The organism is Pseudomonas spelaei, assembly GCF_009724245.1.
GTDB lineage: Bacteria > Pseudomonadota > Gammaproteobacteria > Pseudomonadales > Pseudomonadaceae > Aquipseudomonas > Aquipseudomonas spelaei.
Genome location: NZ_WNNK01000025.1, coordinates 64,115 through 87,060 on the forward strand (window position 1 = coordinate 64,115; position 22,946 = coordinate 87,060).

The 22,946-nt window shown below is 59.5% G+C and carries 12 protein-coding genes and 4 pseudogenes; 3 read left to right on the forward strand and 13 right to left on the reverse strand.

The genetic code is table 11. The annotated features are described in order from the left end of the window. Window positions 1-13: 13 nt before the first annotated feature. Together GNF76_RS24360 and xthA are read right to left on the reverse strand one after the other, a co-directional pair. Complete coding sequence (locus GNF76_RS24360; protein WP_155585633.1) at window positions 14-1,354, reverse strand: substrate-binding domain-containing protein; 1,341 nt, start codon at window positions 1,352-1,354, stop codon at window positions 14-16. A 77-nt stretch (window positions 1,355-1,431) separates the two neighbouring features. Beyond that, window positions 1,432-2,244 (reverse strand): exodeoxyribonuclease III, encoded by an 813-nt coding sequence (gene xthA / locus GNF76_RS24365; RefSeq protein WP_155585634.1) that lies wholly within the window; start codon window positions 2,242-2,244, stop codon window positions 1,432-1,434. A gap of 334 nt (window positions 2,245-2,578) precedes the next feature. Between xthA and GNF76_RS24370 the strand changes: the two genes are divergently transcribed. The 3 genes from GNF76_RS24370 (at window position 2,579) to GNF76_RS24380 (ending at window position 8,692) form a co-directional block, all read left to right on the forward strand. After that, window positions 2,579-3,229: a GNAT family N-acetyltransferase gene (locus GNF76_RS24370; RefSeq protein WP_155585635.1), complete on the forward strand. Its 651-nt coding sequence runs from the start codon at window positions 2,579-2,581 to the stop codon at window positions 3,227-3,229. A gap of 64 nt (window positions 3,230-3,293) precedes the next feature. Further along, window positions 3,294-5,021 (forward strand): autotransporter assembly complex protein TamA, encoded by a 1,728-nt coding sequence (locus GNF76_RS24375; RefSeq protein WP_155585636.1) that lies wholly within the window; start codon window positions 3,294-3,296, stop codon window positions 5,019-5,021. Continuing rightward, a complete protein-coding gene (locus tag GNF76_RS24380; RefSeq protein WP_178123539.1) occupies window positions 5,018-8,692 on the forward strand; it encodes a translocation/assembly module TamB domain-containing protein in 3,675 nt (1,224 codons plus the stop codon). Before GNF76_RS24375 ends, GNF76_RS24380 begins: the two co-directional genes overlap by 4 nt. Here GNF76_RS24380 and GNF76_RS24385 read toward each other — a convergent pair. The 11 genes and pseudogenes from GNF76_RS24385 to GNF76_RS29470 all read right to left on the reverse strand — a co-directional run. Continuing rightward, on the reverse strand, window positions 8,689-11,169 hold the full coding sequence (locus GNF76_RS24385; protein WP_155585638.1) for a fimbria/pilus outer membrane usher protein: 2,481 nt from the start codon (window positions 11,167-11,169) through the stop codon (window positions 8,689-8,691). The two genes, GNF76_RS24380 and GNF76_RS24385, sit on opposite strands and share 4 nt — an antisense overlap. Window positions 11,170-11,254: 85 nt before the next feature. Next, entirely contained in the window at window positions 11,255-12,004 is a 750-nt protein-coding gene (locus GNF76_RS24390; RefSeq protein ID WP_155585639.1) for a fimbrial biogenesis chaperone, read from the reverse strand. Between the two features lie 72 nt (window positions 12,005-12,076). After that, window positions 12,077-12,667 (reverse strand): annotated as a pseudogene (locus GNF76_RS24395) (fimbrial protein). Between the two features lie 108 nt (window positions 12,668-12,775). Next, the gene (locus tag GNF76_RS24400) at window positions 12,776-13,423 is read right to left on the reverse strand and encodes a response regulator (RefSeq protein ID WP_155585640.1); all 648 of its coding nucleotides are present in this window, start codon (window positions 13,421-13,423) and stop codon (window positions 12,776-12,778) included. A 23-nt stretch (window positions 13,424-13,446) separates the two neighbouring features. Continuing rightward, window positions 13,447-16,593: pseudogene (locus tag GNF76_RS24405) on the reverse strand (hybrid sensor histidine kinase/response regulator). An 86-nt stretch (window positions 16,594-16,679) separates the two neighbouring features. Further along, on the reverse strand, window positions 16,680-17,867 hold the full coding sequence (pvrR, locus tag GNF76_RS24410) for a response regulator cyclic di-GMP phosphodiesterase PvrR (protein WP_155585641.1): 1,188 nt from the start codon (window positions 17,865-17,867) through the stop codon (window positions 16,680-16,682). Continuing rightward, window positions 17,854-20,646 carry an ATP-binding protein gene (locus GNF76_RS24415; RefSeq protein WP_155585642.1) on the reverse strand — a complete coding sequence of 931 codons (2,793 nt, stop codon included), beginning with the start codon at window positions 20,644-20,646 and terminating at the stop codon, window positions 17,854-17,856. Before GNF76_RS24415 ends, pvrR begins: the two co-directional genes overlap by 14 nt. Before the next feature lie 54 nt (window positions 20,647-20,700). Then, window positions 20,701-21,252, reverse strand: a complete 552-nt coding sequence (locus GNF76_RS29685) for a fimbrial protein (protein ID WP_246211982.1) — start codon at window positions 21,250-21,252, stop codon at window positions 20,701-20,703. A gap of 754 nt (window positions 21,253-22,006) precedes the next feature. After that, window positions 22,007-22,246: pseudogene (locus GNF76_RS24425) on the reverse strand (hypothetical protein); the annotation flags it as partial. A 116-nt stretch (window positions 22,247-22,362) separates the two neighbouring features. Next, window positions 22,363-22,686, reverse strand: coding sequence for a fimbrial protein (locus GNF76_RS30010; RefSeq protein WP_379652622.1), 324 nt, complete (start codon window positions 22,684-22,686; stop codon window positions 22,363-22,365). A 19-nt stretch (window positions 22,687-22,705) separates the two neighbouring features. Next, window positions 22,706-22,946: pseudogene (locus tag GNF76_RS29470) on the reverse strand (hypothetical protein); the annotation flags it as partial.

Below are 22,946 nucleotides of genomic sequence, written 5' to 3' on the forward strand. Positions count from 1 at the left end.
TGTGTGCAGCTGTTTAATACACCCAAACCTCCACCCGCCGATTCTTGATCCGCCCTTCATCCGCCGTATTCGCCGCCACCGGCATCTGCGCGCCAAACCCACGAATATCCCTCAAGACCACACCGTTCTTGACCAACTCCCGACGCACCGCCATCGCCCGCAATTTCGACAACAACGCCGCCCGCTGCGGGTCATTCTTGGCATCGCCAAATCCCGCCAGGGTTACCTGTTTGTTGAGCTTGTCATGGCCTCGCAAGTACGCCACCACCCGCATCACGTCCTGGCGTGCCTTGTTGTCCAGGCTGGCGCTGCCTTCTTCGAAGCGAAAGTTCACCGTCAACCGCTGGGCCTCACGGGCGATGGCCTGGTAGTCGCCGGGCATCGGCTCGCGCGGTTCCACCGTCATCGCCTGTACCTGTTGTGCGATAAACCCGTTGGCGGCGACGATCGCCTGGCCTTTGGCGCTTTGGGCAAAGTCCACCAGCGCCTTGGCCCACGGGTTCCGGTTCGTGGGCGGCAGGTAAAAGAACAGGCGTCGTGACAGCGGGTAGTCTTCAGTGGCAATCAAGCTGTTCAGCGGCAGCATGGCTTGGGAGTCACCGTCGACAATCGCCACGGCCTTGGCCTGGCGTACGTATGGCAAGCCGATAAAGCCGATGCCCTGGGGATCGCGGCTGACGGCATCCGACAATTGTTCGCTGGATTCGAAGCGTTTGGCGCTGCCCTCCAGGGACTTGCCCCGCCGAGCGAGCACCAGTTCCTTGAAGGTGTCGTAGGTGCCGGACTGATCATCCCGGGCGTACAGGTGAATCTTCCCGCCAATCCCGCCCAGTGCTTCCCAGGTTGTGACCTCGCCGCTGAACACCTGGGCCAGTTGTTCAGTGTTCAGAGTGTTCAGCGGATTATGAGGATGAAGGATGATCGCCAGGCCATCAATGGCGATCACTTGTTCAGCGCCAGGGCTTTTCAAATCGCCCAAGGGCTCCAGCTCCACCAGTTCGCTGTCTTTGATGGGGCGGGATGAGGCGGCGAGGTCGGCGCTGGATTTTTTCAACGCGGCAAAACCGGTGCTGGAACCATGGGCAGCGACTTCGATGGTGACACGCTTGCTCTGGCGGGTTTTGCCGATGACATGCTGTTCATTAGTGTGTTCGGAGGGCTCGCTGTGGACATCCTGCAAGCCTTGTTGCTCCATCAGGCCTTTGGCCAATTCCGGGCCGAGGGCCGCACCGATGGTATTGGAGCCCTGCATGCGCAAGGCCGGGCCGTGGTCGGGGAGGGGGAGTTGTGCAGAGAACGCGCAGAGGGGGAACAGGTTGCAGATTACCAGCAGGTACAGAACGCGCAGCATCATGCCGGCACCTTCTTAAGCCAAAGGGAGTGCCGGCAGATTAAGTCAGATCAGTTGCATAAATATGACGGTGGGCGCGATCAGCTCAACTCAAGCCAGATCGGCGCGTGATCGGACGGCTTTTCCATCCCGCGCAATTCGTAATCCACACCCGCTGCCTTGACCCGTGGCAGCAGCCCCTGTGAGGCCATGATCAAGTCAATGCGCAGCCCGCGCTTGGGCTCATCCTCAAAACCCCGGCTGCGGTAGTCGAACCAACTGAAGCGATCTGCCACATCGGGGTTCAAGTGACGGAAGCTGTCCACCAGGCCCCAGTTCTTCAGGCGGGCCATCCACTCGCGCTCTTCCGGGAGAAAGCTGCACTTGCCGGTTTTCAGCCAGCGCTTGGCATTGTCGGCGCCGATACCGATGTCGCAGTCTTGCGGGGAAATATTCACATCACCCATCACCACCAGCGCCTGGTCATTGGTGAACTGGCTCTCCAGCAGTTGTTGCAGGTCTTCGTAGAAGCGCTGCTTGGCCGGGAACTTGGTGGGGTGGTCGCGGCTTTCACCCTGTGGGAAATAGCCGTTCATGATGGTCACAGGCTGGCCATTGGCATCGGCGAAGGTGCCCCAGATAAACCGCCGCTGGGCGTCTTCTTCGTCACTGGCAAAGCCTTTGTGCAGCGCCAGGGGCTCCTGACGCGAGAGCAGGGCGACACCGTAGTGACCTTTTTGCCCGTGGTAATACACGTGATAACCCAGGGCTTGCACCTCGGCCAACGGGAACTGGTCGTCGTGAACCTTGGTTTCCTGCAGGCCGATCACGTCCGGTTGATGCTTCTCGATCAGTGCCGCCAGCTGATGAGGGCGTGCGCGCAGCCCGTTGATGTTGAAGGAGACGATTTTCATGGTCGGCGGTCCAGTCCTGGCAAAACAACGATGCTAGCCGACAAGTCGGACGGGAGCCAGCGTTGTAGCCGTTGCCGAGGCACGAGGCCGCGATGGGCTGTAGCTGCTGTCGAAGAACGAGGTCGCGATGGACTGTAGCCGCTGTCGAGGTACGGGGCTGCGATGGGTTGTAGCCGCTGTCGAGGAACGAGGCTGCGATGGGTTGCGAAGCGACCCCCTAGGGCGGTCCTGCGGACACGCATAGCAGCCCCGTACCTCGGCAGCGGCTACACTGAAACATTCGTACCAATAAGAACGCAACCTTTTGAGTCGCGCCCAGGGGAGATCAACACTGATGCCTGATACCTCGACCGCCATTGCCCAGGTTCACATGCTCGACAGCGGTTACTCCCGCGAGGCCCGCTCGCTGTTGTACCAGGCCTATCGCCATGAGCCGACCTTCGCCTACATTTTCGAGGCCGAGCGTCCCGGTTACGAACAGCGAGTGCGGGCCACGGTGCGTGAGTTGGTCAAGCAGCACTTCTTCCAGAACTTGCCGGCCATCGGATTACTGGTCAACGATCGATTGATTGGCATGGCACTGATCGCACCACCCCAACGACGCCTGGGCATCACCGAGAGTTGGGCCTGGCAATTGCGTATGTGGCTCAGCACCGGCGTACGAGGTACCCGGCGCTATCTGGAATACCACCAGGCGGTGCTGGCGTGCCTGCCGTCAGAGTCGGTGCATGTGTTGCCCTTGCTGGGGATTCACCCGCAGTTTCAGGGCAAGCATTTTGGTGAGCAGTTACTGGAAGCAGTGCATAACTGGTGTGCCGAAGACCCCAATTCGTCAGGCGTGGTGCTGGACACCGGCAACTCCCGTTACCTGGATTTCTACAAGCGTCAGGGCTATGAAGAAATTGGCGAGGTCGCCGTAGGGCCGATCCTTGAACACGTGTTTTTTCATCCGAATCCGCAGGCGTTACATGTTGCAACGGGTTAAGACAGAATTATTCAGACCATTTTGGGTTCTATGATGTTCCCAAGCTCGTGTAGCATCCGCGCCTATGAAGTTTCCAGGAAGATTTACCAGCGGCTTGATTCTGCTGTTCACGAGCTGCAGCGCACTGGCGCAAAGCGAACTGGATGTGCGCATCAAGCCTTCAAACGACGCGTTGAAAGCCAACATCGAAGGCTATATCGGCGGGGTTGGCGACCGTGATGAAGAAGCCTTGCTGCGTTTCAGCCGTGGCGCTGAAGAGCAGGCCCGCAAGGCTGCCCAGGCTTTGGGTTTCTATCAGCCGCAGATTGCCAGTGGTGTCACGGGCGGCAAGACGCCGCGCCTGACCCTCACCATCGACCCCGGCGAGCCGGTGCATTTGCGCAACGTGACCATTCGTGTCGACGGCCAGGCGGCGAGCCTCAAGTCCTTTCGCCTGCCCAGCAGCGACGAACTCAAACCCGGTGCCGTGCTCAACCACGGTCACTACGAAGATGCCAAGCGCCTGATCCAGAACCAGGCGTCACGCTACGGCTTTTTCAGCGGGCGCTTTACCAGTCAGAAGCTGTCGGTGGACCCGCAAGCGGGTGTGGCCGATATCGAACTCATTTACGACAGCGGCCCGCGCTATGCCTTGGGCAAGGTCAGCTTTGCCGGCGACACACCTTTCGATGAAGATCTGTTGCAACGCATGGTGCCGTTCAAGAGCGGCGCACCCTACGACTCCGAACTGATCGCTGAACTGAACCAGGCCCTGCAATCCAGCGGCTTTTTCGAGGGCGTGCGGGTGGACGCGGCGCCCGCTGCGGCGGCCAATGATGTGGTCCCGGTGGCCGTGCAACTGGAAACCCGCAAGCCACGGACCATGGGCCTGGGCCTGGGTTACTCCACCGACGTCGGCCCTCGCGGTAGGGCTAATTGGACCCGGCACTGGGTCAATCCTCAGGGCCACAGTTATGGTTGGGAAGCCGAATTGTCGGCGCCCCGGCAGAACGTCGGCCTGTGGTACGACATTCCCCTCGACCCGCCACTCACCGACAAATTGCGCTTCGCTGGTGGCTACCAGAATGAAGAGCTGGCGGGCACTGACACCCTCAGCAAGTTGCTGACGATCGGCCCTGAATGGCACAGCAAGTTGCCCAGCGGTTGGACACGGATTATCTCGCTGAAATGGCAGCGCGAAGAATATCGCCTGGGCAATGATTCGGGCCTGAGCAACTTGCTGATGCCCGGCATCAGTTATTCCTACTTGCGCAGCGACAATCGCATTGATCCCCACAACGGCTATCGCTTGCAATTCGAGACCCGAGTGGCCAAGGAAGGGTTGATGTCCGACACCAACCTGCTCTACGGCACGGCGATGATCAAGGGTTTGACCACCGTGTGGGACAAGCACCGCTTCCTTGGCCGGGCACAGTTCGGTGGCAGTGCCACCAATGGCTACACGTCCGTGCCACCGTCGTTGCGCTTCTTTGCCGGTGGTGACCAGAGCGTGCGCGGTTACGAGTACCAGACCCTGTCGCCGGAAAATGATCGCGGCGACCGCATCGGTGGCCGCTACATGGTGGCCTTGAGCGCCGAGTATCAATATTCCATCGCCGAAAAATGGCGTGTCGCGACCTTTATCGACCAAGGCAATTCCTTCAACAACCTCGATATGCCGAGCCTGAAAACCGGCGTCGGCGTTGGCGTACGCTGGGTTTCCCCGGTAGGACCGATCCGTCTCGACCTGGCCCATGCGCTGGAAGATCCGGGCGGTATTCGTTTGCACTTTTCCATGGGGCCTGAGCTGTGAAGCGTGGTTTGAAAATAGCGGGGCTGGCGATGCTTGCCGTCCTGGCATTACTGGTATTGGCAGTATGGACAGTGCTCGGCACTCAGGCGGGCAGTCGCTGGGCATTGAGTCAGGTACCGGGTTTGACCGTGGAAAATTTCCAAGGGCGCCTGGGCGGGCAGTGGAGTGCCGATCATCTGCTGTGGCAACAAGACGGCAGTCGGGTCGAGCTCAACGCGCCGAAATTTGATTGGTCACCGGGGTGCCTGATGCGCATGACCCTGTGCATCAACCAACTGGACGTGGAGCAGGTCAGCCTGCAATTCCCTCCCAGTACTGAAGAAAGCAGCGGCCCCATCACCTTGCCTGAGTTGAAGTTGCCGGTGGCGATCCAACTGGGCGAAGTCCGTGTCGGCAGCCTGTTGTTCAACGGCAGCGAGGAACTCAAGGGCCTGCAACTGGCGGCGCACTGGACCGCCGAAGGCATGAAGATCGACTCGGTGCACCTGCAACGGGATGACCTAGTCCTCGACTTGTCCGGCTTGCTGCAACCCACCGGTGACTGGCCACTGACGGCCACTGGCAACCTGAGCCTGCCTTATGCGCCTGGCGGCGCGCCGTGGACGGTGGCGCTCAAGGTCGATGGTGACTTGCTCAAGACCCTCAAGCTCGACGCTGACAGCAGCGGCTATCTGCCGGGCAAACTCAGCGGCGAGTTGCAACCGTTGGTAGACAACCTGCCGGCGCACGTGCGCATTACCGCCGATGGCTTCAAGGCCAGCGCCGATTTACCCGATACCCTGCAACTCAATCAGCTTGATCTGACGGCCCAAGGCGACCTGAAAAACGGTTACCAACTGCAAGGCAAGGCGGTGTTACCCGCAGAAAAAGGCCCGGTGGATCTGCTGCTGCAAGGCAAAGTCGACGCCAAGGGCGCGCAGATCGCCGGCCTGGACCTGAATGCCGGCGATAAGCAAAGCCTCAAGCTCAGCGCCCAACTGGACTGGCAGCAGGGCTTCAGTGCAGATGCCAGGATCGATTGGCTGGACTTTCCCTGGCATCGCCTCTACCCGCTGATCGACGAGCCCCAAGTGGCGTTGCGCACCTTCAACGGTGAAGTCTCTTACAAAGATGGCAACTACCTAGGCAACTTCAAGGCCGACCTCGATGGCCCTGCCGGCAAGTTCAGCCTGAGCAGCCCGTTCAGTGGCGACCTCAAGCAAGTGTTCCTGCCGGAGCTGAAACTGGCCGCCGGTCAGGGCAAGGCCGAAGGCCACCTCAACCTGCAATTCGCCGATGGCATCGCTTGGGACACAGCGCTGGACCTGTCGGCGATCAACCCGGCGTATTGGGTTGCGGAGTTGCCGGGTACGCTCGCCGGTCCGTTGCGCAGCAAAGGTGAAATGAAAAACGAGCAACTCAAGCTCAATGCCGACCTCGACCTCAAAGGACGGTTGCGTGGCCAGCCAGCCGTGCTCCAGGCCAAGGCCGAAGGCGCGGGCGAGCAATGGACACTGAGCGCCCTGGATATTCGTCTCGGCGACAACCGCATCAACGGCAGCGGCAGCCTGCAACAACGCATGGCCGGGCAGATCGATATCAAGCTGGCGCGCCTGGCCCAGCTGTGGCCGCAACTGCGCGGGCAGGTCAATGGTCGTCTTGATGTGGCCGGTACACTTCAGGCGCCTCAGGGCAAGCTCAACCTGCTGGGCCAGCAATTGGCGTTTGAAGACAATCGCCTGCAAAACCTGACCCTGGACGCCAGCCTCGACAACGCCCAGCGGGCCAGGATCGACCTCAAGGGCAGCGGCATTCAAGCCGGTGAAACCCAGGTTGGCACCCTGACTGCCAGCGCCCAGGGCGATATCAAGAGCCAGAAAGTCCAGCTGGACCTGGCGGGTCCGCTGCTCAAGCTGGCTTTGGCGTTGGATGGTAACCTGGACAAGGGCAACTGGCGCGGACGCCTGGCCAGCGGCGACGTGCAAGCCGGCGGCCAGGACTGGAAGCTGCAAGCCCCGGCGAAAATCGAACGCCTGGCAGACGGCAAGCTGACGTTTTCCGCTCACTGCTGGGTGTCCGGCCCTGCGAGTCTGTGTGGTGAAGACCAACGTCTGATGCCCGAGCCGAAGCTGCGCTACCACCTCAAGCAATTCCCCATCGACAGCCTGGCACAATGGCTGCCCAAGGATTTCGCCTGGCAGGGCAAGCTCAACGCCGACGTACAACTCGACCTGCCGGCCAGTGGCCCCAAAGGCGTGGTGTCGGTGGATGCCAGTGGCGGTACTTTGCGGGTCAAGGACAAGGGCCAGTGGCTGGATTTTCCGTATGACACCCTCAAGTTGGAAACCACCCTCAACCCCAAGCGCATCGACACTCAGTTGAACTTCCGTGGCGGTAAGCTGGGGGAACTGCTGTTGCAGGCGCAGATCAATCCGTTGCCGAAGAACAAACCATTGACCGGCAACTTCAGCCTCACCGGGCTGGACCTGGCCGTTGCGCGTCCGTTTGTGCCCATGGTGGAAAAACTCAACGGCAAGCTCAACGGTAACGGTCGTCTGTCCGGTGGCCTGTTGGCACCCCAGGTCAATGGCAGCGTGAACCTGGTAGGCGGCGAGATTTCCGGTCCCGAATTGCCCATCAGCCTTGAAGACCTGAACATCCAGGCCCTGATCGCCGGTGAAAGCGTGCAGCTCAATGGCGGCTGGAAAAGCGGCAAGGCCGGGCAGGGCAGCGTGAAGGGCCAGATCGACTGGGGGCAGGCCCTGGCGGTGGACATCAGCTTGCAAGGCACACAGTTGCCAGTGACAGTGGAACCTTACGCGGCACTGGAAGTGGCCCCCGACCTGAAAATCACCCTGAAAAACGACAAGCTGGCCATCGCCGGCAAGGTGCAGATCCCCAAGGGCGACATCACCGTACGTGAATTACCGCCGTCGACGGTCAAGGTGTCCGATGACACGGTGATCGTCGGCAGCCAGACCGAGGAAGGCAAGCCGCCGATGGCCATGGCGATGGACATCGATGTGGAAGTCGGCAAGGACACGTTGAACTTTGCCGGGTTCGGCCTGACCGCCAAGGTGCAAGGCCACGTACACATCGGCGACAACATGGACACCCGTGGCGAGCTGTGGCTCAACGACGGTCGCTACCGCGCCTATGGCCAGCGCCTTAACGTGCGTCGGGCGCGGCTGTTGTTTGCCGGGCCTATCGACCAGCCCTATCTCGACATCGAAGCCATCCGCCAGACCGACGACGTGATCGCCGGTATTCGCCTGAGCGGCAGTGCCGAACAACCCACCACGCAGATCTTCTCGGAACCGGCGATGAGCCAGGAGCAGGCACTGTCCTACCTGGTGCTGGGTCGTCCGTTGAGTACCACGGGAGAAGACAACAACATGCTGGCTCAAGCGGCCTTGGGGCTGGGGTTGATGGGCAGTGCCGGGGTGACCTCGGACATTGCCAACAAGTTGGGCATCCAGGATTTTGACCTCGACACCCAAGGCAGCGGCAATAACACCGCCGTGGTGGCCAGCGGCAAGATCACCGAAAAGCTCAGCCTGCGTTACGGGGTAGGGGTGTTCGAGCCGGCCAACACCATTGCCCTGCGCTACCTGCTGAGCAAGAAGGTGTACCTGGAAGTGGCGAGTGGGGTGGCCAGCTCATTGGATATTTTCTATAAACGCGATTTCTAAGGACGGCACACCAGCGACACCCGCTCATAGTTCAGCGCCTTATTGCGTTCCGGCAATGCATAAGGCGCCTCACACCGTTGGTCTTGCCAGGTGATGACCAGAGTGCCGGTGTCGGCTTCAACCAACGCCAGTGCCTTGCCGCTGGGGTCGGCAATCGCAATTTGCTTGCCCGCACCGTCCTCAAGCGCCGCGCCAAACGGGATCGGCTTGTGCTGGGCATCGAACAATGCGAATTGCACGCGACGCCCGGTCTTGCTGGCATAGCGCGCCAATACCACCGCACCCCGTCGCGGCACCACTTGCTGGGTCGCGTTATCGATCTCGATATCGGCGCCCAGGTCACGTGTGTCCAGGCTGATCCAGTTCACACGATAGGGTTGCGCATTAGGCACCACCGCATAGCCGTTGCTGCCGGTTTTGGCGCCGGAAAAGCTGCCGATTTTCACCCCGGATGCTCCTTCTACCTGAGCCAATGCAAACGTTTCACCCACGGTTTGCCCCAGGTTGATGCCGCCGGCGTGGCCTACCACCGAACCGGCCAGGTTGAGGTTCTGCGAATTGTACCCACGGCCCTGGCTGTAGCCGGCACTGATATCCACCACCGAGGTGCGGGTGCTGAGGTTGGCCGAACCGGTGCTGCCGCCAGTGCTGCTGTTGCCGGCTTGTACTGAATAATAGGTGTCACTGTTTTCCGACACATAACCGTTGAGGCCGGCCTGTGTAGTGGTGCCTGCTTTCTGCGTGCTGGCAGAAACAAAGGCCCTCGGTGCGCGAGGCTTTGAGCCCAGCGGGAAGGACAGTGACAGGTTGATCAGGGTGTCGTTATTCGATGGCCCATAGTTGCCGACATCCTTGGAGTACGTGGCCCCCAGGTTGTAGCTCAGCTCACCCCAGTAGTTGCTGTAACCCGCCGACAGGCTTTGCGAACCACCGCGCCCCCAGTAGCGCTGGTCGCTGGCATTCACGTAAATGCTGCCATATTGCTGGTTGCGCCCGAGGCTCTGGTTGACGGTCAGGTCGGTGCGGGTTTTCGAGTTGCCCGTGCGCTTCTCACCTTCATGGCTCAGTTCCTCGACGTGGTCGGTGAGGGTGCGATAGCCCTCGGTCGAATAGCGGTAGGCGGCCAGGGTGAAGTTGGTGTCGGTGCCGGTGAATGTCTTGGCATACAACGCGCGCAGGCTGTTGCCCTTGACCGCTTGGCCGAAGGTACGGCTTGCGGAATGGGTCAGGTCCAGCGAAACCGCACCAATGGACGTATTACGGCCGGCACCTATGGACAGCGCCTGGAAATTCTCCGTGGCCTGCACGCCGATGATCCCGGACAGGTTGCTGCTGATGCCGTAGGCCAGGGTGCTGCTGACAAATTGCGGTGATTGTTGTTCATCGCTGTTGCTGTTGTATTGTCCGGCCGAGACGCTGTACTTCAACTGGCCTTGGCGCACCATGATCGGCAGGCTGGAAAACGCTTGCACTGTGACCCGGCGCCGACCGTCGGCTTCGATAATCGTCACTTCAAGGTCGCCGTTGGAACCACTGGGGTAGATGTCACTGATCTCGAACGGGCCCGGCGGCACGTTGGCGGTGTAGAGGATGTAGTCGTTCTGGCGAATTTCCACGGTCGCACTGGACTGCGCAACACCACGAATGATCGGCGCATAGCCGCGCTCGCTGTCGGCGCGCATGCCGTCGTCGGAAGCTAGTTTCAAGCCGCGATAACGTACGCTGTCGAACAGGTCGGCATCCGAAAAAATGTCCCCGGCACTGAACTGGCCCTTCAACGCGGTGACGTCATGTTGCAGATAGCTGCGGTTGCTCTTGAAGGTGCTGGGGCGGCCGGTGCTGCTGTTGAAGTTCGACTCGTTGCGCAGCCGCCAGGCGCCCAGGTTGATGCCGTTGCGCAGGCCGATGTTATTGGACAGGGTGGTTTCACCCTGGTTGCTGTTACGGCTGCTGCTCAACTGGTAGTTGATGAATGCCGCGGGTACGCCATCGTCCCACAAGGCCGGGTCGACATAACCGCGCCGGCCACGTTCCATGGCGCTTTGCGGCACACTGACCAGCAGGCGCAGGCGCGGCACGTCGTAACGCACGCTGGCGTGGTCGATCAACGCAGGCAGGTCGAGGCAGGCATTCGGGTCGTCTTCGACGAGGTTGCCGGTCGCCTGGAGTTTGCCGATGTCGACCCCCAATTGCTGGACCATCTCCAGGGTCAGGCAGGCCTCGATCTTGCCGGTGCCGGGGGTGCGACGGAAGTCGATATCGCGACGGCCGACCAGGGTGTCGTTACCGTACAGATCAACCCGATAGTTGCCGGGAAGCACACTGCTATTGGCGAGCAGTGATTGCAGATCGACGGAAGACGCCGCGCCCTGAAGAAACGATGTATTGAACTGTTCCTCGCCATCGGCCAGGCACACGGTGCTGAAGATCAGGGCAACCGACAACGGTGCCAATCCATCGTACTTGAATAAAAGCATACAGGAACCCTATATCACCTCCGATACGAACTAACGGAGCGAAGATAAATACAGTGAAAGTTCGACCGCTGAATAAGCGGGCGTACTAGGGGGAATCTTTAATGACGCTGGCCTGCACGTCGGCCAAGTTTGAAAGTTGCGCGCTATAGCGGTCTTGCGCGCCATAGTCATTAATGCTGCGAAACAACAAACTCGGTGCCTGGCCCGGCGTGAAGTGTTTCAGGTTGAACTCTTTTTGTTCGCCGGGCGCAATCATCATCGAATCAAACGGGTGCTCGCTGAGTGCACCGGATTGCAGGGTGATGTCGGCAATCGACACGTGATACAGGCCAGGGTTATTCACCACCAGCACACTTTTTCCGGCACGCTCGGCCAAGCGCCATTTCAACGCGGCGGGTGCCAGGTAGGCGTCGTTTTTCAGCCCGGCAGGGCGGAAGAACACCTTGATGCGCTGGCGCACGGCGAGCTGCAAGGTGTTCTGGGTTTTCGCGGCCTGGGGGATCTCTTGCACGTTGAGCCACACCACCGACTCGCGGTCGGTCGGCATGCCCGTGCCTTCGTAGATCACCCGCAACAGTTGCTGCTCGTCGCCGCTGACCCGCACCAGTGGCGGGGTGACGGCAAACGGTACGGAGATGGCATCGCTGCTGTCGGTGTCGACCCAGGACTGGATCAGCACGTCTGCGCCACTGTTACGCACGGTGATACCGGCTTCCTTGTGCTTGCCGTCGAATATCAGGCGCGTGCTGCTCAGCGAAATACCAGCGGTGGCCTGGTTGACCACAAGCAGGCCCAGCAGGCCCACGCAAAAGGACAATGAGTGACGATAAAACATGATGACTACCGTGCAAATGAATGGATGTGCAGGGCCGCTTGGCCCTGCACGGACCCGTAATGCTCGTGCGGGTTATTCGTATTGCAGGGTGAACGGCAGAGTCGCGTCGCCACGACCGGCAACGGCTGTTTTCGCGTCGGCAGTGGTGACGTAGGCGGCCGAGAATTTCAGCGAGGCGTTACTGTCTTGCAAGTTGCTTTCGATCTTCGAGGTGGCTGGCGAGCTCAGGTCGATCAGTGCGCCATTGGCGTCCAGCAAGGCGATACCGATGTTCTTGGCGGCGCCCAGGCCGTCGATGATTTTCAGCACTTTGGTGCCGGTCACGATGCCAGAGCCTGCGCCCTTGGTCGGTTCGAAGATCATTGCCACCTTGGTACCGGCGTTGCAGTTGATCTTCATCTCGAAGTTCTCGGCGCTCAGCGTGCCGCTGCCTTTTGGCGCGGTGGCCGTGCCCATGTCCTTGATCGACACTTCACCCATGTTGACCGAAATGGTCTTGTTGGTACCGGCGCCTTCTACCGAGCAGGCATCGTTGTTGATGGTGCCGGTGAAGTTGATAGTGCCGCTGCCTGCGTTGGTCGGACCCGGTGTTTAGAGTGCCAGTGCATTACCTGCGGCGGCGAAAATCGAAAGGGCCAGAAGTGCTCGAGAGAATTTTTTCATGTTGCTTTCCATTGGTGGGGTTAAAGCAACACTATAGGGTGGCAGCGCTTAATGCAGAATCAGACGATCCTTAGAAGTGTAAAGGTTGAAGTTTAACTGGGTGTTCTGTTAGTTGAATAAGTTGCGTTCTATGCAATAAGCCAATAAGTCCTGGTCACTGCTTACTTCAAGCTTTCGCATCGCCGACATTTTCTGGGTGCTGATGGTCTTGGCACTTCTGTTCAGCCCGCGTGCGATCTCGTTGACACTTTGCCCCGAGACAAATAAGCGCAGGATCTCGTGCTCCTTGGGCGACAATCGGGTGAATCGTTCGTCCAGGTCAGCGCCATCGTGCATCACCGATGTCGGCTGTGGTCCGTTATGGTGAACGGGGTTGCCCCGGGCGATGGCCTTGAGCGCGGCCTGGATTTCGTTGTGCAACTGGTTTTTCTGGATCACGGCCAGCACACCGAGTTCTTGCAGGCGCGTCAGGATCATGGGGTTCGAGATCATGGTCAGCACCAGCACACGCACCTTGGGGAAGTGCCGTGTCAGGTATTCCACCAGCTTGAGGCCGTCACCGTAGGGCGAGTCGCCGGGCATGTTGAAGTCGGTGATCACCAGGTCTACCGCCGTGGTTTCCAGCAGCCTGACCAGCTCGTTGGAGCAAACGGCTTCGCCCACTACGTTGAAGCGTTCGTCACGCTCGATCAGCTCTCGTACCCCCACCAGTACGATGGGGTGATCATCGGCAATGACAACGTTGAGGATATCCATATGGGTGATTTTCCAGAGTGAAATTAATCGAGGGTATCGAGTAAAGCATTCAACCGAGCCAGGTTGTGTCGCACTTGCGCGGCCAAGGCCGGCGTGACGGCCATGCCGGTCAAGCGACATTCCAGTTCGACAAACGTGGTCGCCATATCGCTGGCCTGCACCGCGCCCAGGGCTCCGGCCATGCTGTGCAGTTGTTGCGCCACCCGGTTGGCATCGGCGCTGTCCAACGCTGTCAATGTGGTAAGTACATCCTGGCGCAGTGTGGCGACAAACAGCTCGCGCATTTTCGGCGACAACTGCAACTGTTCGGTAACCGCAGGCAGGGCGATTTTGCAGTGCTTTTGCAGTTGCGCGCGCAAGGTCGCCAGGTTCAGCGGCTTGACCATCCACGCATTCATGCCGACGGCGGCGCAGCGTTCGCCTTCTTCGCGCAGGGCATTGGCGGTGACGCCGATAATCGGCAAGGTTTTATCCTGCTGGCGCAGAGCTTCGGCCAACTGATAGCCGTTCATGACCGGCATGTTCACGTCGGTGAGCACCAGGTCGAAGTGACCGGGTGCCCATTGCACCAGGGCCTGTTCGCCGTTGGCAGCGACCACCACCGAGCAGCCCAGGGCTTCCAGTTGTTCCTTGATGATTGCCGAGTTGATCACATTGTCTTCGGCGACCAGTACCTTCAGGTTCAGGCTGCGGTTTTTTTCGGATGACTCGGGAAGGCTTTCAGCACGGCTACCGTGTTGCGCCAGGTATACCGCCTAGGCAATCGCGCGGACATCGTCGGCGTCAACCGCCCAGTCGGTGCCGACTAACTGCGCAGGGTTGGGCCCGCCCGGCGTGGCAATGATCCGCTGGCCGGGCCAGGGTAAGCTGTGGGCAGGGGGCGACAGATCCACCAGCAGCGCCGATGACGACTGCGCCGTGAACGTGTGACAGTCGAGACCCAGGCGGTTGAGCCAGTCGATAAGATGCTGCGCCTGCTCGACGACCGCTGCACGTACATAGACAGCGGGCATATCAGGAGCGAATAGCGGGCAGTCGGCCAGGTTGCCCGGTACGGTCTCCAGTGCCAGCTGCAGGCTGAAACTGCTGCCCAGGCCAGGTTCGCTGACCACGCTCAACTGGCCATTCATCAACTCGCACAGCCATTTGCAAATCGCCAGGCCCAGGCCAGCGCCGGCCTGGTTGGTGGCGTCGTTGACTTGGTAGAACGGGTCGAACAGTTGCTGTTGCTGCGCCTGGGAAATCCCCACGCCCGAATCGCTGACTTGCCATTGCACACGGGCGTTTTCCAACACTCGCACCCGCAATACCACACGACCGTTATCGGTGAATTTGATCGCGTTGCTCAGCAGGTTATTGAGGATCTGGCGAATCCGCTGCGGGTCACCGCGCAGCTGATCCGGCAGTGCCACGTCGATACAGGCATACAGGTGCAACCCCTTGGATCGGGCAAACGCACTGTAGGTGCGTACGACGTCTTCGGTCAGTTCCAGCGGGCAGAAATCCTGGAGTTCGAGGGTCATCTGCCCGGCTTCGATCTTCGACACATCCAGCACATCGCTGATCAATTGGAACAAGGTGGCGGACGAGCGTTGGATGGTGTGCAGGTAATCCTGCTGACGCGGGGCGAGGACGGTCAGACCGAGCAGTTCCAGGGTGCCCAACACACCGTACAGCGGTGTGCGGATTTCATGGCTCATGGTGGCGAGGAAGCGGCTCTTGGCCTGGTTGGCCGAGTCGGCAGCGTGGCGTGCTTCTTCCAGGGCGGCAGCGTCTTCGATATGCCGGGTCACATCATGCAGCGCGCACAGCCACGCATCCTGGCCCTGGTAGCGGGTGGGTACAAAGTCGACATGCAGGTGGCGCCCGTCGATCTCGATGTCTGCCTGTCCGGCCTCGGTATGCGACGTGAGCAGGTTTATCAACTGTCGGCTGTCGTGCCAGGCTTGAGCGCGCTGGTTTTGCAGGAGCACATGGTGATCACTGCGGCGGATCACACACAGGCCGGCGGGTGCTGTGTCGATGACTGCGCGGCTGAACGCCTCGCTTTCGGCGATGCTGGCATGGGCGTTTTGTGCAGGCAGGATCACTCGGAACGTGTACCAGCGATTGACCGCTCGACTGCAGCCGAGCACTGCCACTACCACGGCTACCAGGCACAGCAGTGGCCATAGCGCGTAGTTGAGGAAACTGCGCAGGCTGATCACGTAGATCGCCGTCCAGTGCTGTTCGCCGGGGCTGCTCAGCTTGAAGACCAGGCCGTCGCGGTTGAAATTCACACCCTCACCTAGTGTTTGTCCGGGCTTCAGGGCGCCAGTCAGTACCTTGCCTGTCGGGGTGATCAAGGTGAAGTCATCGTAGATCGACCATTGCATCAGCCGCTCGATGTTATTGATTTGCGACAGGTTCAGTACAGAGCCCAGCACGACCCACGTATTCGCCCCCTCGATGCTCAACGCCGTTCCTGACAGGTTGATATCGACGTAAGCCAGCAGGGTGGGCGCGGCATTGTTGTCCAGGGCCGCGTGGTAGGGTATCCAGTGCACTTGATGATCGGGCTGCGACGTGTTTTGCACCCGCAGGTGCTCGTTCAGTTGGGTCATTCCCTTGACCAGCGTGGCCACATGTATGGGGCCAGCCCCGCGCAGGCGCCCGGTGGTGGGCACGGCCAGGTTAAAGTTATCGGGGCCATTGAGCAGGATCAACTGGGGGGCTTGGTAATGCGAGGCCGCCCAGAATGCGCTGTAGTAGGTAGCAAGGTAGGTGCCCAGTGCATGGATTTTCGGGTATTGGCTGGCGGCTATTTTGTCCGGGTTGATCTGCACGCTATATGGCAGTGAGAACGGCAAGCCTTGGCCCTCATAGACATCGCGTCCTTCATCGGGCAGAGGCTTTTGCATATACGGCGGCGGCACGTTCGAGAGGTTCATCTCGTTCTTGGCACTTTCCCGCGAGATATCGCGCAGGAACAGTTCCTGCTCGTCGATATTCTCTATCAGCCGGGCGAAATGGAATTGCAGCGTGTCACGCTGTTCATCGAGCATGCGCTGCACGCCCAGGTAGCTGATGCCGAGCAACAGCAGCGCCAGGGCACCGAGCACCAGCAAACCTTTGTTCAGGCGCTGTGAGCTGCTGGCCAGTTTCTCCAGGAGGGCGTTGGTATGTTGCATTACAGCGCCTGGACGACGGAGCCGGGAATGTCTTTGGACACGATGACCTCTGTAGCGAATGACGTTCGGTCACACCGTCCTGCCAGTCAATAAACGTTCGCCGGCCCATCATGGGCCAGCAATTGCTGGAATTGATCCGAAGACACGGCGTGGGAGATCAGAAAACCCTGGACCTGAGTGCAGTCGATCTTACGCAACAGTGCAAGTTCTTGCGCGGTTTCTACACCTTCGGCCACCACGGTCAGGCCCAGTTGGCGGCCCAGGCTGACGATGCTGGTCAACGCTTGTGCCAGTTCTTCATTGGCATTGCAGCCTTGAACCAAGGCACGGTCGATCTTCAATTCGGTGAAGGGCGCCGAGACCAGGTTCATATACGAGCTGTAGCCCTTGCCGAAATCGTCCTGAGACAGGCCAAACCCTTTGATCCGCAAGCGGCACGCACCCGCGTAGAAATTGCTGATGTCATCGGGTACGGAGCACTCCATCAACTCGAAGCAGATGCGTGCGGGCAAGCCTTGACGCTCCAGCACAAAGGCCAGGATGCGGTCGGGCAGGTCGTGGCTGTTGAGCAGGTGCGTAGGCAGGTTGACCGACACCGGGATGTCATAGCCCTGCTCGCGCCATGCGGCTTGGGCGCGCATTGCTTGTTCCAGCACGCACCACAGCAGGCGCTCTTCGAGGTTGAAGGCGATCAAGGCCGGCAAGAAAACGCCAGGCAGCAGCGTGCCGTGCTCGGGGTGCAGCCAACGTATCAGTGCTTCGGCTGCTACGATGCGACCATTTTCCAGGGCTTTTTTCGGCTGGAACCAGGCTTGCAATTCGCCGTTGTCCAGAGCGCTCGACAGGCTGCGGCGGTCGATGCCGGGCAGGGTTTCGGCAGGCGCGGTCTGGCGCAGTGCCTGCAACTGATCGATCAGACAGCGCAATGCCGCCGCATTCACCGGCTTGGAAATCAGCCCGATGACCTTCACTTGCAGGTTACTCGCCACCAGGCTGGCACCCATCAACATACGGCGCGAGGCCGCGCTCATGATCGCCAGTGCAGGTCGTGACGGTTGGGCGGCGAGGCCCTGGATAAATTGCACGCCGTCCATGCCCGGCATCAACAGATCGGTCAGTACCAGGTCGAAGTCGCGTTGCTTCAGGCAGGCCAATGCCGCTTCGCCGTCCCTGGCAAATACCAGATCGAAATAACCCAGCGCGTTGAACAGGTTTTGCAAATACAGGTGTTGGAAAGGGTGGTCTTCGACAATCAAAATGCTACAGGGCTTCATGAGCGACTCGTTCGTAGGGAGCCAGGGCAGTGAACAAGGCTCGCAGCGTGAAAGGTTTGACCAGGCAGTGATTCATGCCCGCGGCCAGGCACCGGCTATCTTCACCGCGCAGGGCGTTGGCGGTGGCACCGATGATCGGGGTGGTGCAGCCCAGGCTGCGCAGGGCTTCGGCCAATTCGTAGCCATTGAGCCTGGGCATATTGACGTCGGTGAGGACGATGTCGAACGTGCTGTCGTTCCAGCGTGCCAAGGCTTCCTCACCATCGCGGGTCAAGGTGACCGTGCAGCCAAGTTCTTCAAGCTGGTCACGCAGGATCAATTGGTTGATCACGTTGTCTTCGGCTACCAGGATGTGCAAGTGCAACGGGCGCAACGCGTGCGGCTCTCTGCGTTCCTGGGGCAGGGCAATCTGCCCACCCTGGGCTTGGCGAATCGCCTGCTCGATGGCCTTCAAGTCGTTCAGGTTGACCTTCCAGCCATCGGCAGTGAACTGTGGTTCGTGGGTCGCCTCGCCACTGGCGATGACCCGTGGCCCATGCCATGGCAAAACCGAGTGCGGTTCGCAGGGGCCAGGATGCAGCTCGAGCAATAGGCCTGGCGCCATGCCCACAGGTACGCCGATATGCGGCCGGGCACCCCAGCGACGCAACCAGCCGCTGAAGCTTTCGGCCAGCTCACGGATGGGGGAGACGACATACACCATCTCCGGCGCCAGTGCCGGCAGAGTTGCCGGTACTGTCTGGTCACGCAACTGTTCCAGCGGCACGTCCAGGGAAAAACTGCTGCCCAGGCCCGGCTCGCTGACCATGCGCAAGGTGCCGTTCATCAAGTGGCTCAGGCGCAGGCAAATCGGCAGGCCGAGGCCGGTGCCGGCCATCACGTTGGTGTTGCCTTGCGTCTGGTAGAACGGCTCGAAAATACACGCCTGATCATCATGGGCAATGCCTTTGCCGGTGTCCGAGACTTGCCATTGCAGGCATACCCGTTCGCCTTCGCGGCTGAGCAGCTTGACCCGCAGCACCACGCGCCCGGAATCGGTGAACTTGACGGCATTGCTCAGCAGGTTATTGAGGATCTGCCGGACGCGGCTGACATCGCCCTTCAAACGTTCCGGCAGGTGTGGGTCGAGGCAGGCGTACAGCTGCAAGCCTTTGCTCTGCGCCGCTGCCGCATAGCCCTGCACCACTTCCTGCACCAGGGCCGACAGGCAAAACTCGCTCAACTCCAGGGCCAACTGCCCGGCTTCGATTTTCGACACATCGAGCACATCGCAAATCAACTGCAACAAGGTCGCGGACGAGCCTTCGATGGCGCGCAGGTAACTCTTCTGCTGGCTATCCAGGCGGGTGCGGGCGAGCAATTCGAGGGTGCCGAGCACGCCGTACAGCGGGGTCCGAATTTCATGGCTCATGGTGGCGAGGAACAGGGTCTTCGCTTCGTTGGCCGTATCCGCCGACTGGCGTGCCTGTTCCAGCGCCGCTTCGATTTGTGTGCGCGCACTGATGTCGCTGAACGCACACAGCAACACGTCTTCGCCCTTATAGCGAGTGGGGGAGCAACTCAGGTACAGGTGGCGGCCGTCGGCTGTTTCGAAGTAATCGGTGAGGTGTGGGGTGTTGGCATCAAAGGCATCACGAATCCAGCCCGGACCCAGTTGTTGACCACACTGGCCCAGCCATTGGCGGGCGAGGGTGTTTTCCAGCACCACCTGGCCGTCGCTGCGGCGCAGCACGCACAGCGCCACGGGCGCGGTCTGGATCACGTCGCGGCTGAACAGCTCACTTTCCACCAGCGCCTGGATGCGATGGAGCGCCGGGGTAATGAAGCGGTGCTCCAGGCGCCGGGTCAGCACGCACACCAGGCTGATACTCAGCAGGCAGAATGCCAACGCGCCGAACATTTGCGGCCATAGCGCCCACAGTACGGCGCGTAAGTCGATGGAGTAGGTGAGTTGCCAATCCGACGATTTCAGCTGCTTGCGCAATACCAACTGCTCGGGCAACCAGCCGGCACCGACAAAACCGAAAAAATCCTGTTGCCGTAACAGCGGTAGATTCTGCCCGGGCGGCGGTTTGTGGCTGTTACTGAACAGCGCCATGCCCTGGGCGTTGAACATGGTGAATTCGCCAGCACTGTGGTCGCTCAAGGCGCTGGAAATTTCACGGTCGTCCATTTCCAGGCCGAGCCAGCCGGAGTTCACATCGCGCTCGTCCAGGCGAATGAAGATATACAGCTGGGAGTGCCCATTTGACGCATGGGTTAGCCATAACTCTTGACGGGTTTTCGACAGCTTGAGGGCGGCCAGTTGATCGAGTATGGCCTGGGGGGAAATCGTGGTCATTGGTGTGGCGCTGTACAACCGCAGCACAGACCCGTCGGTGCCGACATACAGCAGGTTCAACTGCTTGGCATTCAAGTAGTCCCGCATGCGCTGGGTCAGCCAGATGCTCCATTGCTGGCCCGGCGTTTGCCCCAGCAGCAGGCGGATTTCTTCATCGGACACCGGCACGTTCATTTCGGACTTGCGCGTGGCCGACAGGCTCAAGCTTTCCAGCAACGCCTCACGGGTGGTGAAGAAGGTATGCGCCTCCGCGATGGCGCTGCTCATGTAGCTGCGTCGTTGGGAGACTTCATTGTTGAAGGTGAACAACAGGAAGCTATACACACCGCCCAGGATGCCGACCAGCAGCACCAGCGCAAAAATGCGCAACAGCCGGCGTGCGGCGTTGGGGCGGGAAAGGACCGGGCTGATCTGGTGGAGGTAGTTCTTTAATCTCATCCCGGCACTTTAGGAGTGGCCGGATGTAGGAGGAATCAGACGATCCTTAGTTTGCTAGAGGTAGTTCATGATGAAGGTGACTTCGGTGTTGGCACTGCCGGCCTTGAGGTCGCCGGTGGGCAGGCGGTAGTAGGCCGCCGACAAGGGGATGTTGAAGCTGGTGCCGGTGGTGGTGAAGCCGCCGAAGGTGTAGGGGGAGTCGAAGACAATGGGTTGCTCGGCATCATTCATCACTTGCAGGCCGATGCCGCTGGCGGTGGAGCTGGCATTAAGCGCGACGACGCCTTTTTGGGCGTCGATAACCGGGGTGGTGGCCTTGAGTGTATAGGTCACTTTATTGATGCCGGTCTGGCACTGGTTCAAGCCGATGTCGAAGCGGACCGTGCGCGAGGTTGCGCCGGTGTTGCGAAACTCATGGAGTTGATAGTCGTCGCCCATGGCGACGTGGACGGAAGGGGTCTGGCAGGAGGCCGCGGTCAAGACAAGGGGGTTGATCAGGTTGTATCGGGTCAAGATCAGGTCGCCGGCCTCCTGGTTGGCCAGGTTGCCGGCAGCAACGTTGACTTGCGGCGCCAGTTTTCCGGATTTGATGATTTCCAGTCGCATCGCGGACGTCTCATTGGTGTACCTAGACCCTTTGAGCGCATACGGCGCTGGCTCATAGCGAGCGTATATCTCCATCCAAATACGAAAGGAAAGTCCTGTTTTACCCAGGGGAAAAGACGAGCCGCTGGTAATTGCGCCTAGCGCAGGATTTATAACAACACCGTATTGATAAGCACTGGAGCATGTCCAGGTGTGCTGCAGTAATTGCAACGTTTCCTGATAGACCACAGTACCGTCAGGGGTGTCAGCGGGGATCGTCAGGCCTTGAGTGGCGAGGCGGCTGCCAAAATTAAGGCTTTGGCGAACGCCGGAATCGAGTGTGCAGTTCGCCGCAAATAGGGCGGGTGAGCACGCCAGCGTTATAAGCGCGATGCACGTTATGTGTTTTGAGTGCTTCATTGAAAAGTCGATACCCGTTGCTCAATGTTCGGTGCAGGGTAGGCGCGTGGCCCGTCGACGCCCATCAGGCAATCCTTAGAACCCGGCGCTGCCGCCAATTACTAAGCAACCTAATTATTCCATTTGACATTCGCTGCCTAAGCAGTAACATCTCGCCACACACTCACTGCCTAGGCAGTAATAAGGTGGCTTTCGATGCCTCACTTCACCCCTGACAACTTCCACAACTGCCATCCACACAGCAACACGTCGTCGCCCTTATAGTGAGTGGGGGAGCAACTCAGGTACAGGCGGCCGTCGGCTGTTTCAAAGTAATCGGGGAGAGGCGGGTTGGATCAAAGGCATCACGAATCCAGCTCAAGCTCTCCAGCAAGGCCTCACGAGTGCTGAAGAAGGTATGCGCCTCGGAGATGGCGCAGCTCATGTAGCTGTGCTGCTAGGAGACTTCATTGTTGAAGGTAAACAACAGGAAGCTATACACGCCGGCCAGGATACCGACCAGCAGCACCAGCGCAAAAATGCGCAACAGCCGGCGTGCGGCGTTGGGGCTGGAAAGAACCTGGCTGATCTGGTGGAGGTGGTTCTTTAATCTCATCCCGGTACTTTAAGGGCCGCCGCAGGCACGTAAAATCAGACGATCCCTAGAAAGGCGCGTGTTCTACATCATCAGCGTGCGCGTTGTCATGGAGCGTTCCGGCAGAAAACTTTAATCTATCGGTAGTAGACATTCACAATGGCCCCCGCATTAAATACGCCTGATGTGGGGGCTGCAGTCATCCATATAAGTCGCGCAACGAATGCTCTGGAGTTTTGCATCGATGTTGTTTTGGGTATCAATAAGAACTCTTTTTTAAATTCCATGGGCTGTTGGTTGTCACTGTTGATGATTTTTATACCCACTGATGTGTTGTCGTCAGGGATTAACGTGCTCTTGTCTGGCGAGAGTGTCGACGTCAGGGGTTCTAATTCAGCGCTCAGGCCATAAGAAACTTTGCAGGTACGATCTTCGTTGATGGTGAACGGAGCCTCTTTTATCGTGGCACCCTCTTTGGCGTCATTTGGCGCTTATAGCACCAAAATCGATGGTGCTCGGGGCAATACTGATTTTTGGGTCGCAAGGTAAATATCTGAATTTCGCCCCTTTGACTGTAACATTGTAAGTCTCGTTACTAGGTCGAGTGCCTCCTATACCATCAAGTTGGAAGGCTTGAAAGTCCGCTACTTGAGGTAAAGGCTCATCTTTAGCCGCTCCTGCGTCTGATTTTTTGATAAAGAAAAGTGAGTATGTCAGGGTC